The sequence below is a fragment of the Kribbella capetownensis genome (genome assembly GCF_004331485.1).
Classification (GTDB): Bacteria; Actinomycetota; Actinomycetes; order Propionibacteriales; family Kribbellaceae; genus Kribbella; species Kribbella capetownensis.
In genome coordinates, this window is the sequence record NZ_SJKD01000015.1 from 121,665 (window position 1) to 134,570 (window position 12,906).

16 protein-coding genes are annotated in these 12,906 nt (G+C 67.1%); 8 read left to right on the forward strand and 8 right to left on the reverse strand.

Going from position 1 to position 12,906, the window contains the following annotated elements; translation table 11 throughout:
- The first annotated feature begins 234 nt into the window (after positions 1-234).
- From E0H75_RS40785 to E0H75_RS40795, 3 genes are read left to right on the forward strand one after another with little or no spacing between them, the layout of a single operon-like run.
- A complete protein-coding gene (locus E0H75_RS40785; RefSeq protein ID WP_131519081.1) occupies positions 235-570 on the forward strand; it encodes a hypothetical protein in 336 nt (111 codons plus the stop codon).
- Positions 560-2,704 carry a TPR repeat domain-containing protein gene (locus E0H75_RS40790; RefSeq protein WP_131519082.1) on the forward strand — a complete coding sequence of 715 codons (2,145 nt, stop codon included), beginning with the start codon at positions 560-562 and terminating at the stop codon, positions 2,702-2,704. The genes E0H75_RS40785 and E0H75_RS40790 overlap by 11 nt, the downstream gene beginning before the upstream one ends.
- A 2-nt stretch (positions 2,705-2,706) precedes the next feature.
- Complete coding sequence (locus E0H75_RS40795) at positions 2,707-3,492, forward strand: hypothetical protein (protein ID WP_131519083.1); 786 nt, start codon at positions 2,707-2,709, stop codon at positions 3,490-3,492.
- A gap of 218 nt (positions 3,493-3,710) precedes the next feature.
- On the opposite strand, the gene E0H75_RS43400 is transcribed toward E0H75_RS40795, so the two are convergent.
- From E0H75_RS43400 to E0H75_RS40820, 6 genes are all read right to left on the reverse strand, one after another.
- Entirely contained in the window at positions 3,711-3,887 is a 177-nt protein-coding gene (locus E0H75_RS43400) for a ScoMcrA-related endonuclease (RefSeq protein ID WP_165554419.1), read from the reverse strand.
- 47 nt (positions 3,888-3,934) lie between these two features.
- Positions 3,935-4,852, reverse strand: a complete 918-nt coding sequence (locus tag E0H75_RS40800; RefSeq protein WP_165554421.1) for a GNAT family N-acetyltransferase — start codon at positions 4,850-4,852, stop codon at positions 3,935-3,937.
- Positions 4,853-4,883: 31 nt separating this feature from the next.
- Positions 4,884-5,237, reverse strand: a complete 354-nt coding sequence (locus E0H75_RS40805) for a TraR/DksA family transcriptional regulator (RefSeq protein WP_131519085.1) — start codon at positions 5,235-5,237, stop codon at positions 4,884-4,886.
- A 62-nt stretch (positions 5,238-5,299) separates the two neighbouring features.
- On the reverse strand, positions 5,300-6,073 hold the full coding sequence (locus tag E0H75_RS40810) for a sigma-70 family RNA polymerase sigma factor (RefSeq protein ID WP_131519086.1): 774 nt from the start codon (positions 6,071-6,073) through the stop codon (positions 5,300-5,302).
- A 482-nt stretch (positions 6,074-6,555) separates the two neighbouring features.
- Positions 6,556-6,825 carry a hypothetical protein gene (locus E0H75_RS40815; protein WP_131519087.1) on the reverse strand — a complete coding sequence of 90 codons (270 nt, stop codon included), beginning with the start codon at positions 6,823-6,825 and terminating at the stop codon, positions 6,556-6,558.
- Positions 6,822-7,457, reverse strand: a complete 636-nt coding sequence (locus E0H75_RS40820; protein WP_131519088.1) for a type III effector protein — start codon at positions 7,455-7,457, stop codon at positions 6,822-6,824. The genes E0H75_RS40815 and E0H75_RS40820 overlap by 4 nt, the downstream gene beginning before the upstream one ends.
- A gap of 119 nt (positions 7,458-7,576) precedes the next feature.
- Between E0H75_RS40820 and E0H75_RS40825 the strand changes: the two genes are divergently transcribed.
- Together E0H75_RS40825 and E0H75_RS40830 are read left to right on the forward strand one after the other, a co-directional pair.
- Entirely contained in the window at positions 7,577-8,020 is a 444-nt protein-coding gene (locus tag E0H75_RS40825; protein ID WP_131519089.1) for an Hsp20/alpha crystallin family protein, read from the forward strand.
- A 224-nt stretch (positions 8,021-8,244) separates the two neighbouring features.
- Complete coding sequence (locus tag E0H75_RS40830; protein ID WP_238163569.1) at positions 8,245-8,880, forward strand: GAF and ANTAR domain-containing protein; 636 nt, start codon at positions 8,245-8,247, stop codon at positions 8,878-8,880.
- Between the two features lie 70 nt (positions 8,881-8,950).
- Here E0H75_RS40830 and E0H75_RS40835 read toward each other — a convergent pair whose 3' ends face one another.
- Together E0H75_RS40835 and E0H75_RS40840 are read right to left on the reverse strand one after the other, a co-directional pair.
- Positions 8,951-9,205 (reverse strand): class I SAM-dependent methyltransferase, encoded by a 255-nt coding sequence (locus tag E0H75_RS40835; RefSeq protein WP_131519091.1) that lies wholly within the window; start codon positions 9,203-9,205, stop codon positions 8,951-8,953.
- On the reverse strand, positions 9,205-9,459 hold the full coding sequence (locus E0H75_RS40840) for a hypothetical protein (RefSeq protein ID WP_131519092.1): 255 nt from the start codon (positions 9,457-9,459) through the stop codon (positions 9,205-9,207). The genes E0H75_RS40835 and E0H75_RS40840 overlap by 1 nt, the downstream gene beginning before the upstream one ends.
- Before the next feature lie 238 nt (positions 9,460-9,697).
- On the opposite strand from E0H75_RS40840, the gene E0H75_RS40845 reads away from it, so the two are divergent.
- From E0H75_RS40845 to E0H75_RS40855, 3 genes are read left to right on the forward strand one after another with little or no spacing between them, the layout of a single operon-like run.
- A complete protein-coding gene (locus E0H75_RS40845; RefSeq protein ID WP_131519093.1) occupies positions 9,698-10,336 on the forward strand; it encodes a TetR/AcrR family transcriptional regulator in 639 nt (212 codons plus the stop codon).
- Positions 10,333-11,274 carry an ABC transporter ATP-binding protein gene (locus tag E0H75_RS40850; protein WP_131519094.1) on the forward strand — a complete coding sequence of 314 codons (942 nt, stop codon included), beginning with the start codon at positions 10,333-10,335 and terminating at the stop codon, positions 11,272-11,274. Before E0H75_RS40845 ends, E0H75_RS40850 begins: the two co-directional genes overlap by 4 nt.
- Positions 11,271-12,851, forward strand: coding sequence for an ABC transporter permease (locus E0H75_RS40855; RefSeq protein WP_131519095.1), 1,581 nt, complete (start codon positions 11,271-11,273; stop codon positions 12,849-12,851). Before E0H75_RS40850 ends, E0H75_RS40855 begins: the two co-directional genes overlap by 4 nt.
- Positions 12,852-12,906 lie beyond the last annotated feature (55 nt).

Here is a 12,906-nt window from a genome sequence, read left to right on the forward strand (position 1 = left end):
CACACAGATTGTCAGCGAATGGTAACCCTTAGCCATCTATAGTCAGGTGCTGGCAGTCGACACGGGGGAAGACGAACATGTCGGTCGGTCGAACGTCGGTCGGTTCGGCGCCTGCAGCGGGACTGATCCTGGGATCGGCCGCCTGCGACGGTGCGGGCGTGCGGTACTCGGCCGCCGCGGAGACTGAGTCCGCGGCGTGCACGGTCACCTACGACAGGGCCCCGGCGCGCTGACATGGCCGAGGCATCAGACACGGCTGGTGGCGGCAGTGTGCCGCATCCGCTGCACGCCTACCTCACCACGCTTTTGAAGCGGGTCGGCACCATCCAGACCAGGCTGCAGAACAAGCAGCAGAAGCCGGCGACCGCGATCTCCGACGGCACCGCCTGGGTCAGTACTGCGGCGACCCTGTGGGCCGGCGAGTTCACCCCACGCTCCACCACGTACATCACGGGCGTGGGTTCCCTGGACGACGACCTGCAGGATCTGCTGCGCCGTACGCCGGCCACCTGCACCGAGGACGAGGCCACCCGGTGGCGGGCCAAGCTCGGCGGGCACCATGGCGCGTAAGGACGAAGGCGGCCGCCACTCCAGCCTCGCGGACGGCTTCTGCATGATCGACCCCGTTGTTCTGGGCGGCGTCATCAACGATCTGGCCACCATGGAGGCGGCGATCGGCACCGAACTCAAGGGATTGAAAGCCGAGTTCGACAAGGTCGGAGTCTCCACCCACCCGATCACGAACCTCACCAACGTCGGCCTGTGGCTGCACGACCAACTCCCGATGCTGCGCCGCCGTCACGCGGCCGCCGTACTGCTCGAGTCCCAAGGCATGCAGGTCTCTGCTGGCACCACGATGCTGTCGATGCCTGAAGACCCGACCACCGCGACGAAGCAGGCCGTCGACCTGGCGGTGAAGAACGTCCGCGCCGCGCTCAACGGCAAGCCACCCGGCCGCGACAGCGTGGTCGCCGCGATCAGGGCGATCGAGCGGATCCGCAACACCAAGGGGCGGCTCAGCCCCGACGACCTGCTGTTCCTGCAGAGCTTCTACACCGGTCTCGGCAAGGACGTCTACAAGGTCCCGGACTACCTGAAGGACGACAAGAACTGGATCGCCCCCACCAGAACGACGTACATGCCGGGCGAGATCGTCCCGACGGCGATCGATGCGAAGACCCGCGCTGCCCTGGCCGCGTCCGTGGTCGGCGGCCTCCTGACGCTGTCGGACGAACGCCGCGGCGGCGGCTGGAACCGGCTGCCCGAGTTCGTTCGTGAGGCGGCGTCCGACCCATGGCACTATCCGATGTCGACCTCGGCAATGGGTGGCCAGAAGGCACAGGAACTCGCGGCGTTCCTTGCCAACAGCAATGGTCAGGATCAAGCCGGTACCGTGCTCAGCAAGCGCCTGGCCATCACCGTCTCCGAGTCGGCCGAGGCGCTGCGGTCGATCCATCCGCCGGTCAACGACGAGATCGGCAAGACGTTCCTCACACTCGCCGGCCGCAACGAGAAGGCGATGCACGATCTACTGACCAACCAGGGTATGGGGGTTCCCGCCGACGGCGACGCCGATGTCTTCGCCGGGTACAAGGGCGCGAAGGAATTTCTCACCCCGCTGGTCACCTACGCATGGAGCGACGACGGGAAAGCCGCATCCTCGGTCTTCGACTGGATCGCGGACGCGAAGCAATCGACGGATCCCCAGCGACGGACTCTGGCCACCGAGGCGATGCAGGGCCTGGTCACGACCCTGGCCGATCCGGCCGTCCTGAACCAGGCTCTGGACACAGAGTGGTCCGGGCGCGAGGCGGTGGGCGTGGTCAATCCAGAGATAGCCCGCAGCCTCGCTCACGACACCGCGGCCTTCCTCAAAGAGTTCTCCGACCCCGCGGCCGACCTGTTCACCACCGACGCCAAAGGAATGACGGACGGTCAGAAGGTCACGGCCCGATTCTTCACCTTGGTCGCGACCGACCCGACCGCGGCGGAAGCTCTGGCCGCCTCGATCTACAGGTACAACGTCGACGGTATCCACGACGAGTTGGCCCACCCCGGCCACGTCCTCGATCACGCCCACCGTGCCGCGCAACTCGACATCATGCTCGACTCCGCCCTGAACAACGTGGCGCTCGAACGCACCGACGACAAAGAACTGGCGGCCGCGGAAGCCAACGCCATTCGTGGCAAGGCGCTCGGCATCGTCAGCCAGTTTCTCGGCAAGGGCACTGACCAACTGCTCGGCGAGGTGAAGAAGGAACTCCCCAGCATCCCAGGGGTGGATCCTGTCGACATCGCCGACCGCATCCTCGGCCGCTTCATCGGATCCGACACCGAGCCTGTCGAGCCACAGCAGATCAAAACCGAGGGTCTCAACACCCGCGCCACCGGAGCGCCACTGCTGCTGATCCGCTACAACATCACCCAGGCCCTGGTCGAGTCAGGACAACTCGATGTCAACGACCTTCCAGAAGCCATCCGGTCGTCCGATGTCCCACCCCGGCTCAAGTCGCCCGCAGAGTTCCGGCCGAGTCAGTACAACGATCTCGCCGACACCTACAAGACAGCGACCGGCACGCTACCTGGTGGGAAGAGCCTCGAGGACGACTATCTGAAGGCCTACACAGAAATTACTGCGCTGGACCAGGACAAGTATCGTGCCGACAGTCGTGATGGGCTCAAGAACAAACTCGGGATCAGCTGACCATGAACCTGACCGAACTGCGGGCGGCGGGCCGCGCCGTTGCCCTGGCTGTTGCTGTCGGCGCGGCCCTGAGTGGATGCTCGCTGTTCGCGTCCGACAAGGCAGCTGAAGAAACACCGGTCGGCTACCCGCGGTCCTGGATCTGGCAGACCGCGACCGGGATCTCGGTGCAATCCGACCAGGCCAAAACAGTCCGGGGCTGGGTCGAGTCGCAGACCCTGTATCAGGACTCCCTCGTCTCCTACCCAGGCTTCGCCGACGCGACCTCGCCCGAACTCCTCAGCGGTATGACGGCGGCGGCGAACGGACCCGCAAAAGGTGGGGGCACCGATCGCTACCTCATCCGAACCCTCACGGTGCGAGACGGCGAGCTCCGCGCCAGCCTGTGTTCGGACCGCTGGGACGAGTTCGGCTTTGACGCCGACGGCTCCTTCGTCGACGCCGGCACCGCTCTCGCAGTACGCGATCTCGTCATGCGCAAGTCCAACACCAGCGGCGCCACTCCGAGCGCGGCCTTCGCCCAGAGCCTGACCGACGACCAGCCGACGCCTGCCCCAGTGGGACGACTGCCCTACGACACGTGGCTCAAAGGGCCCACCACCAACGTTTTCGGCGGATGGATCGCTGTCGCCTGGGACGTCAGCGTGACACCACCCAGCGAATGCATTGCATGGTTCAAACGCAACCATCCTCAACTCGGCTACCCCACCGGCTACACCGACGACAAGCGACCCAACCGCCCCGCAACACCCCCTCCCCCAACGCTTCCAGCCAGCCCGGGCTGGTAGCCACCGCGAGCGGACGCCCGCCACGGTCAGCCGCGAATTGTCGCAAGGTCGGAACAGGAGGGCGGGCGAATGCCGGCGTCGTGGCGCCAGTCGTGGCGCCAGATGGAATCAAGTAGTGGTGGCACAGCGGCCAGCTTGGGTCCAGATGTGACCTCACCGTTCTCGACAATCCATCGCAGGTCGTAGCAGGCGCGGTACGACGGCGGCCCACGAGTCGCTCAGGTGCCGCTCCTCTTCTCGACCGTGAATCCCAGCTTGCCGAGGACCTTCACCGCACCGGTCTTTCCGCCTTCGAAGTCGGCCGGGGCGAGACTTGTCCCGGTGGCGAGCTCGTACGCGGCACCGGATTCCAGTCGATCGAGTACGCCATTCAGCCCTCCAACTGCTCGTTCCATCTGACCAAACATGGCGGCGCACGGACCGGAGCGGCGGCTGACGGAGATTACGAGCCGGACTGGCGACCTCGCTCGATCCCGTACAGGTGCATTGCGAGACCGCGATAGTGCTGCACGCCGGGCGCACGGGTCATCCCGATCCGCTCGAAGGTCGCGGCCCCTCGCCTGTTGCCGGGGAGCACGAGACCATGGATCGCGGTTGCCCCGGTCAACTGGAACGCGTACTGGATCACAGCCTGTCCGGCCTCGGCAGCCAGGCCTTGCCCAACCGCTTGCGGCGCCAGTGCGCCCGATATGAGCAGGCGGCGGGTCCCCGACCACGTCAGCTCGAGCAGGGCGACTCCTCCGACCAGAGCGCCTGAATCGACCAACTCCACCGCCCAGCGGCCCTGCGGGTGCCGAAGCTGGTCTGCCTGAGCGATCCAGCTGTCGAGGAGGCGCGTCATGGACCGCTGGTCCTCGACCTTTCCGGTGGCGGGTCGCATCAGGCAATCCACGGCCTCGTCACCGTAGACAGACAGCGCGCTGCCGGTGTCGCTCAGCATCCACGGACGCAGCCGCAGCCGATTGCTGACGATCTGCTCGACCGCGATGGCAGACTCGCCGGCGATCGGCGGACGGCCATGTCGTCTCGGCGGCCGTGGCCGGAGGGGCGCGGAGGTCCTGAGATCGTCGTACGCCGGGTGGTCGCGAAGGAAGGCACTGACGAAGCTGCAGGACGATGTCACGGTCCCGCCCGCGCTGCGAATGGCATCGAGCGCCGCGGCCACCAGCCCACCCGCGACACCCCTGCCGCGCCGTTCGGGCAGCACGAACGTGTGTCGAAGGTCGAAGTGCCGCCCGGCCCGAGCGTAGGCAAGGATTCCTATCGTTTCACCGCACCCGACCGCTTCGAACTGGGACGAGATCGAGTTGATGAGCACGTGTACCGAGTCGTTCGATGCCGACTGGGTTCGCTTTGTCACCTGGGCCGCCCTCGACGCCCCGGTCACGTTCTCAGTAGTCATGGTGCTCGCGGCGCTCTGCTTCGTCGACCGTCAACTCGGCGGCTGGGTCGATCTCGAGGCGTTCGTCCGGGATGGGAAGACCGCTCTCGACCGACAGCTGGTACGTGCCATCCGCCAGCCGCTGCTCAGCTCGCGACAGGGCGTCGAGTCGTTCCCGCAGACTCTTCTCGACCGCACTGTCGACCTCCTCGTGCTCCAACGGCTGCGCGCCATCGGCGTCGCCATCGCCGGCATCTTGTTCGGCGGCGTTGTCATCCAGGCGTTCGCCCGCAGCGGTCCTCAGCAAGTTGGTGACCCGCTCGCGCTCCGCCACGATCAGTTCTTTGGCCCGTTCGAGGTCCATAGCGTTCTCCTGTGTCTTGTCCGTGCCGGGCGAGTCCGTTCGATGCTCGATGCGCCTCCTCGTCACCGGCCGGCGAGGTAGGCGTCCACCCGCGCACGTACATCGCGGCGCGCTCGAGCGAGGTCCCGTTGGAGCCGGGCGGGTTCTCGGTCGAGCAACCCACCGGCCGTCTGGAACGAGTGGCCTTCGATGTCGACCAGATACAGTGCGTCGCCCAGATCCTGCGGCAGCTCATCGAGGGCGGCGTCGACGACGGAGTACAGCTCCGAGGTTTCCACCTCCGCGTCCGGTCCCAGGAGCCTGGTGACCGACGGCCACGCACTCGGCGGGCTCGTCCACTCGCCCTTGTCGGGTCCGTCGCTGTAGAGGTCCGGGAACAGGAGTTCCGCCTGGTCGGCATCCGGATCGAGTGCATCGAGATCGGCCAACTCCCGGAGGGAACCAAATCCACCCGGATCAGGGGGCAGGTCCGACTCCGCGAGATCGGCCGCGTTGTGCGAGTGATGCCTCAGCAGGCTGTCCGCCCACTCACCGGCGGTGACATCCGCCTGCTTCTGACGGTCATCGATGCGTCGCAACAAGTACTCGACGAGCTCGTCGCGTCCGGGCACCGCCACCGGCTTCGCGCTGAGAAAGTGATCCCAGGTCTCTTGCACCAGGTCGTCTGCGTGCTCTGGGTCCGCCGCACGCGCCAGCGCCGCGAGAATCCGCTGGCTCTGGTCGACCGTCGGCGCCTGGGTCGCGCGTGCGCCGGCCCGGCCGTCCGCTGAGGCATCTGCCGATCCGATCTCTCGTGTCCTGGGGCGGGCGCCGAGCACGGCAGTGGTCGCGGCCATCTGGCCGACGTGTGCTGCGCAGGCACCGCAGTCCTGAAGGTGCTGCGCTACAGCGAGCACATCCTCGCGTGGCAGACAGCCATCCAGGGCGAGGCTTCCATAGCGCGCAACGTCTCTGCAATCAGCCAACTCCTCGTAGGCATCGGGAACTCGATGACCGATCCCGACGCCACCTCCCTTCGGGTGCGGATTCGTCGTCGAAGGTTCGTGGCCGCGGGCAGGGCCGTTCTTTCGGATCCCCTGCCGATCACCTCTGCGCATCGACCCATCCCCGGGCAGAGTGGCCGGCGCGGGTCCTGCCGGTGAGTGATCTCGGCGTTGCCGGTCGACGGGACCTTCGGAACAGATCACTTCGGCGTCACAGCCGACGTCGAACAACCCGAAACACCGATCGGCAGCTAACGAGGCCCGACGGGGGCCGGCACCGGCCTCGCGCCGGGTAGGCCTCAGAGTCCGATGAGGCGGCGAAGTACCTCCGCCGCCTATGAGACGTACAGGACTTCGGCGATGTCGCCGGACGCTGTTCGGATGATGTGTGGCAGCCGGTTCCAGCGCGCAACCTGAGAGCCGAGTGCGATCTGATCCAGCTCGTCATCGCCACTGGCGAAGGGAACTCGGCTGTCATGGCGGCGCGAGTGCCAGGCGCCGTCGACGTAGTAGGTCTCGACGAACTCCGCAGGTACTCCGCGTGCCAGGTCGCTGCCAGGTGCGGGCCGGCGGGGCGTTTTGTCCGACAGGGCGGGAGTACTCACGTCTCGATACCTCCTGGTGTGGTTCGGCGGGCGAGGTCGGCGTCGCGGATCTTGTCGGTGGCTCTGGTCAAGGTGCTGATCTGGTCGGCCAGGTCCGGGTGAGTCGCCCGGAGGCATCGGGCCGCGTCGGCCAGGGGTTGCACGAGTTCTGCGGCATCGTCGCTGCCGAGGACCGCTCGCACCCGATCGATGGCGTCGTTGACGGCGGAACGGTTCGCCGAATCTCTGGGAAGAGCCGTGATCAGGCCGGCCACCTGGCGCAGCGACGCGGCGTTGCCGCGGGCCCAATCGGCCACGGCGCGATCAGCCGAACGCAGGTTGCGGGTTGCGTCGACGCGATGCTCCCGCGTCGTTCCGGGGCGGTCGGCGGCTTGCGGTTTGAGCCGCAGGTACCGCCGCTCGGCGGCCTGCCGACTGGCCAGGCCGAGCGCCGGCGCGATCTGCGCCCACGTCAGGCCGCGGAACCGAGCCGACTCGATCAGCGCGGGCTCCCAGTGATCAAGGCTGGTGCGCAGCCGACTCAGCGCACCGAGGGCAGCCAGCAACTCTGGGGCTTCCGCCTGCTCCAATTCCTCCGGCGCCTCGAGAAGCTCGAGGCCGTCGAGAAGGCCGCGCAGCTGACTGTTCTCCATGAAGTCCACCATCCGTCATCCGCTGGATGACGATCCGTCTTGTCATCGATTCGATGACATGCTACAACGGTTCTGCGTGTTGACGCCACCGATGTCTGTGAATCAGGAGGTGTACGACGATGTTGATGCGCACTGACCCGTTCCGGGAACTGGACCGTCTGACCCAGCAGGTCCTGGGCAGCGCGAGCACCCCGGGCACCTGGTCGAGGCCGAATCCGATGCCTCTGGACGCGTACCGCGCGGGCGATGAGTACGTCGTGGCGTTCGATCTTCCCGGTGTCGCTCCGGACGCGATCGAGCTCGACATCGAGCGCAACGTGCTCACCGTGAAGGCCGAGCGCCGACCGCCCCAGCTGGCCGACGACGTCGAGATGCAGGTTGCCGAACGCCCCCTCGGTGTGTTCTCGCGGCAACTCTTCCTCGGGGAGACCCTCGACACCGACCGGATCGACGCCGGCTACGACGCCGGCGTCCTCACCTTGCGGATCCCGATCGCCGAGAAGGCCAAGCCACGCAGGATCGCGATCACCGACGCCGATTCGCACAAGCAAATCAACGCCTGAGCCAGACCCGGATCGGTGCGGTGCGCAACTGCACCGATCCGGGAGGTCGGCGTACGACGACCCAGTAGATGACCCAGCAACGGGATGCGAGGAAACCGATGGCGCTCAACGATTACGCCGATCAGCCAACGGCTCCTGCCAACGGCGTACCGGATGAGTCTGTTCCGCCGATCGGCCCGGTCGAGACAACGCAGGCGAAGATCTTCGCGCGACTGGCCGTCGAGATGCACGAGGCCGAGGGAGTGGAGGAGACCGTCGGCGCCGTGGTGCAGTTCGCGCTCCAGGCGCTGGATTGCAGCTACGCCGGCGTCGCGCTGTCCACCCGTGGCAGGCCGGAGATCCCAGCTGTCACCGATCCGATCGTCGCCGAGATCTATCGGCTTCAACTCGACACCCGCGACGGTCCCCTGACGGCATCGATGCGACATCGGGCCACCGTGCTGGTCCGCGACACGACAACCGACACGCGGTGGCCCGCGTGGGCCGCAATGGTCACCCGTCTCGGCGTGCGCAGTGTGCTGGACATCCCGCTGATGCTTGGCGACGAGTCACGCACCGTCGGCGTACTCGGTCTGTACAGCCGGATCCCTGACGGTTTCAGCAGCGACGACGAGGCGATCGCGCACATCCTCGCCCGGCATGCCTCGGTCGCCGTCGCGACCGCACGGCACGAGGAGAACATGGCGGCGGCCGTCGATGCCCGCAAACTGGTCGGCCAGGCCATGGGCATCCTGATGGAACGGTTCGACCTCGACGGCGACCGGGCCTTCGCAACCCTGAAGCGCTATTCCCAGGACACCAACACCAAACTCCGCGACGTCGCCCAAACACTCATCGACACCCGCAACCTCCCCCGATGACCGCACGCCGAGCTGAGCCAGTACGGCGTACCCGAGGAGAACCTGACCGACAAACCAGCGTCCGTGGACATCACATCCAGAGGTCGAGTCGGACGTCGAGGGACTGGAGCCAGGTGTTGAGGTCGAGGGCCATCTCGAGCGCATACCGGCTCACCGTCGAGGTGGTCTCGCCTGCCGGCGTCGTCGCGGCCTGTTCGACGGCGGTGCGGTTGAGCAGGGCGTGAATGGGCGTGTCGCGATCGCCAGACCGGCCAGGTGCCTGGCAGGCACGGTAGGCGTTGGTCAGCAGCTGAGCGCAGCCGGCATCGGTCCAGTCCGAGAGCACTAGCCGAAGGCAACCACCTCGCCGCTGGGCAGTTCGTCGGTGAAGAAGTCACTAGCTACGAAGTCGAGCCGCTCGGCCAGGGCGTAGGTGCGGTAGAACGTCTCGAAGGGCGACGGGAGGCCTTTGTCGACTTCAGCTTTGCCGTGGTCGAGATAGGCGGTGAGACGTGTGATCTGGTCGGATGTCTCGTTGACCAGGTGGTCGACGAAACCGCCGATGTAGCGGTCGTCGGAGGGGTCGAGGTAGGGGCGCATCTTCGTCCTGAGTCCGTACCGGCCCTCTGCTGTGCGGTCGAGGATCCCGAACGCTGTCAGCGCCAGCAGGATCCGTTCCAGTGTTTCCGCGTCTGCCTGGAGTAGTGGCCGCCTGCGCGGCTGGTGACGGCCACGCTGGGCAAGACCAGAACGGGCGTCATTACCGCGGACGCCCCCTGCTTGCGGATCCCTGCCAACTGTCTTGACCCTCGCTGTTCGTGTGTTTAGCATACTGAACATGAGTTCAGTCGACGAAGACGGCGACCTGACCGCGAAGGCCGTGATCCGGAACGCCGCGCTCCGGTTGTTCGCCGAGCTTGGGCACGATGCCGTCACGATGCGGCAGATCGCCGCGGCGGCAGGCGTGTCGCCCGCGCTGGTCGTCCATCACTTCGGCAGCAAGGACGGGCTGCGCGCGGCGGTGGATGCGTACGCCGGGCGCGCCTTCGACTCCCTGTTCGCGATGGACGAGCACGATGTCGCCGATGCTGTGGCCGGGGACAACTGGATGTCCGTCGCCGAGATGTTCGCGCGTGCGTTCCCGCCGGGATCACCGTTGCCCGCATACCTGCGCCGCCTGCTTCTCACCAATGACCCGGCGGGCGCCGCGTTGTTCGGCCGGTGGTTCAACCAGACCCACCAACTGCTCGACTCCCTGACCGAGATCGGCGCCACCCGCCCCAGTGAGGACCCAGCGGTCCGCGCTGCCTTCCTGCTGGTCAACGACCTGGCGCTGCTCCTCCTGCGGAACCAGGTTGCTGCCGCGATCGGGGTCGATCCGCTCACGCCGGAAGGCATGGCCCGCTGGGCCAAGGAGGTCACCGCCGTCTACCAGCAGGGCGCGTTCGTGTCCGCACCCGAGGAGGAGCAATCGTGAGTGAGGTCGTCCACATCCGCGAACTCACCAAGACGTTCGGAAAGGTCCGCGCCCTCGACGGGCTGAGCCTGAGTGTTCGTGCCGGCGAGGTCCATGGCTTCCTTGGTCCCAACGGTGCGGGCAAGTCGACCACGATCCGCATCCTGCTCGGACTGATCCGGGCCGGCGGCGGTACCGCCGAACTGTTCGGCGCCGATCCCTGGCGGGAGGCGGCCAGGCTGCACGGGCGACTGGCCTATGTCGCCGGAGACGTCGCGTTGTGGCCCGGCCTGACCGGGGGCCAGTGTCTCGACGTCATGGGCGCGACGCACGGCCGCGTCGACGAGAAGCGCCGGGAACAACTGATCGAACGCTTCGAGCTCGACCCTGGCAAGCGGATCCGCGACTATTCCAAAGGCAACCGCCAGAAGGTGGCCCTCGTGGCTGCCTTGGCCGCGGACGTGGACCTGCTGGTACTCGACGAACCCACCTCCGGCCTCGACCCGTTGATGGAGCAGGCGTTCCAGCAGTGCGTGCGGGAACGGAGAACCGACGGCGTGACGGTGCTGCTCTCCAGCCACATCCTCGGCGAGGTCGAGGCGCTGGCCGACCGGGTGAGCATCGTTCGCCACGGTCGCACGGTGACCACCGGCAGTCTTGCCGACCTGCGTCGGCACACCCGTACGTCGGTCCACGTGGTCACCGCACGGGAACCCGAAGGGCTGGCTCGTGCCGACGGGGTGGCCGAGTGTGTGTCCGAACGGCTGGACGGGCAGGTCGACACCCGCTTCACGATCGACGCGGATCAGCTCGACGCGACGATCGGCAGGCTGCACGCCGCACAGATCCACACCCTGACCGTCACTCCACCGAGTCTCGATGCACTGTTCCTGCGAAACTACGGCGAGATGCCCGACGCCCCCGACAGCCGTGAGTCGCTGGCCGGGGCCCCGCAATGAACGCCGGGCTGGGCACCATGGTGGGGATCGTCTGGCGCACTCGGCGCCGTGGCATCGCCGTCTGGGTCGTCGCCCTCGCCGCAAGCATGGTCGGGACGGCCGCGAGCATCGCCGGCCTGTACGACACCCCGGCCAAGATCCACAGCTACGCCGAGGCGGTCACCTCCGGCAGCGCGCTGGCCGCGATCAACGGCCACGTCGAGGGAATCGACAGCCTGGGCGGGGTGATCCAGGACGAGTTCGGGTTCCTGGCCTCGTTCCTGCTGCCGTTGCTGGGCATCGGCCTGGTCGCCGGATCGACCCGGCGCGAGGAGGAGTCAGGCCGGCTCGAGACGATCCTCGGCGGGCGGATCGCGCGGCACCAACCGGTCCTCGCGGCCCTTGCGGTGGCGACCGCGGCGATCGTCGCGACGTCGGCCATGTTCGCAGCCGGACTGGACGTCGTGGGGGTCCCGGTGTCCCGAGCGATCCTCTACAGCGCATCGCTCGGCGGGATCGCCTTCCTGTTCGCCGCGTACGCCGCGCTGATGGCGCAACTCGTGCTGCATGCGCGTGGGGTCTACACGTGGAGTCTGATCATGTTGACCGTCGCGTACGTGGTGCGGGGAATCGGTGACACGACCAAGTCCTGGCTGACCTGGCTGTCGCCGCTGGGCTGGGCAGAGAAGGCCGCACCGTTCGGAGATCAGCGCTGGTGGGCGCTCGCCGTACCGATCGTCGTCGGTGCCGCCCTGGGCGGTGCTGCCGTGTGGCTGGCCGCCCGCCGCGATATCGGCAGTGTCCTGTGGCGAAGGGCCGCAGGATCCGCACGGTCGACCTCGCTCCACCGGCAGCCGATCGGCTTCGCGATCTGGATCCATCGTCCGGCGATGATCGGCTGGCTGGCCGGCGGTGTTCTGCTCACCGCGATGATGGGCTCATTGGCCCAACAACTGCTGGACGCGATGGCCGGCAATCCCGCATTGGCCGAGGCCATGGGGATCCAGGACGGGCGACCGCTGGACGGTTTCGTTGCTGTGACCCAGCTGTATCTCGCCGTCCTCGCCGGCGGGTACGTCGTACAGGCACTCGGCACCCTCCGCACCGAAGAGGCCGAAGGCCGCCTGGAGGCACGGCTCGCCGGCACGCTGTCCCGGACCCGCTGGCTCGCCGCTCATGCCGGCGTCGTACTGGCCGGACTGGTCCTGATCGTCGTCGCCTCGTCCTCGGTTCTCGCGCTGTCGACCGCCTGGTCGGTCGGAAGCAACGACGACGCCGGCGTGGTCATGACGGCCGGCCTGGACTATCTGCCGGCCGAACTGGTGTTCGCCGGTCTCGCGCTGGCACTGTTCGGCTTGTGGCCGCGCGGCTTCGGGCTCACCTGGGCGGCGTACGCGGTGGTGACCTTCATCGCGTTCCTCGGCCCCGGGCTGAAGCTGGCGCGATCGGTCCTCGACCTTGCTCCCACAACGCACGTCGGCAACCCCCCGCTGGGAACGGTTGATCCCGGCAGTCTGACCGCACTGGCCGGGGTCGCCATCGCGCTGCTTCTGGTCGGGTTCATCGCCTTCAACCGTCGGGACGTACCAAGGGCATAGCACGGTCTTTGAGAACGAGCCTTGTCAGCATTGAATGTTAGTGACTAACATTTGG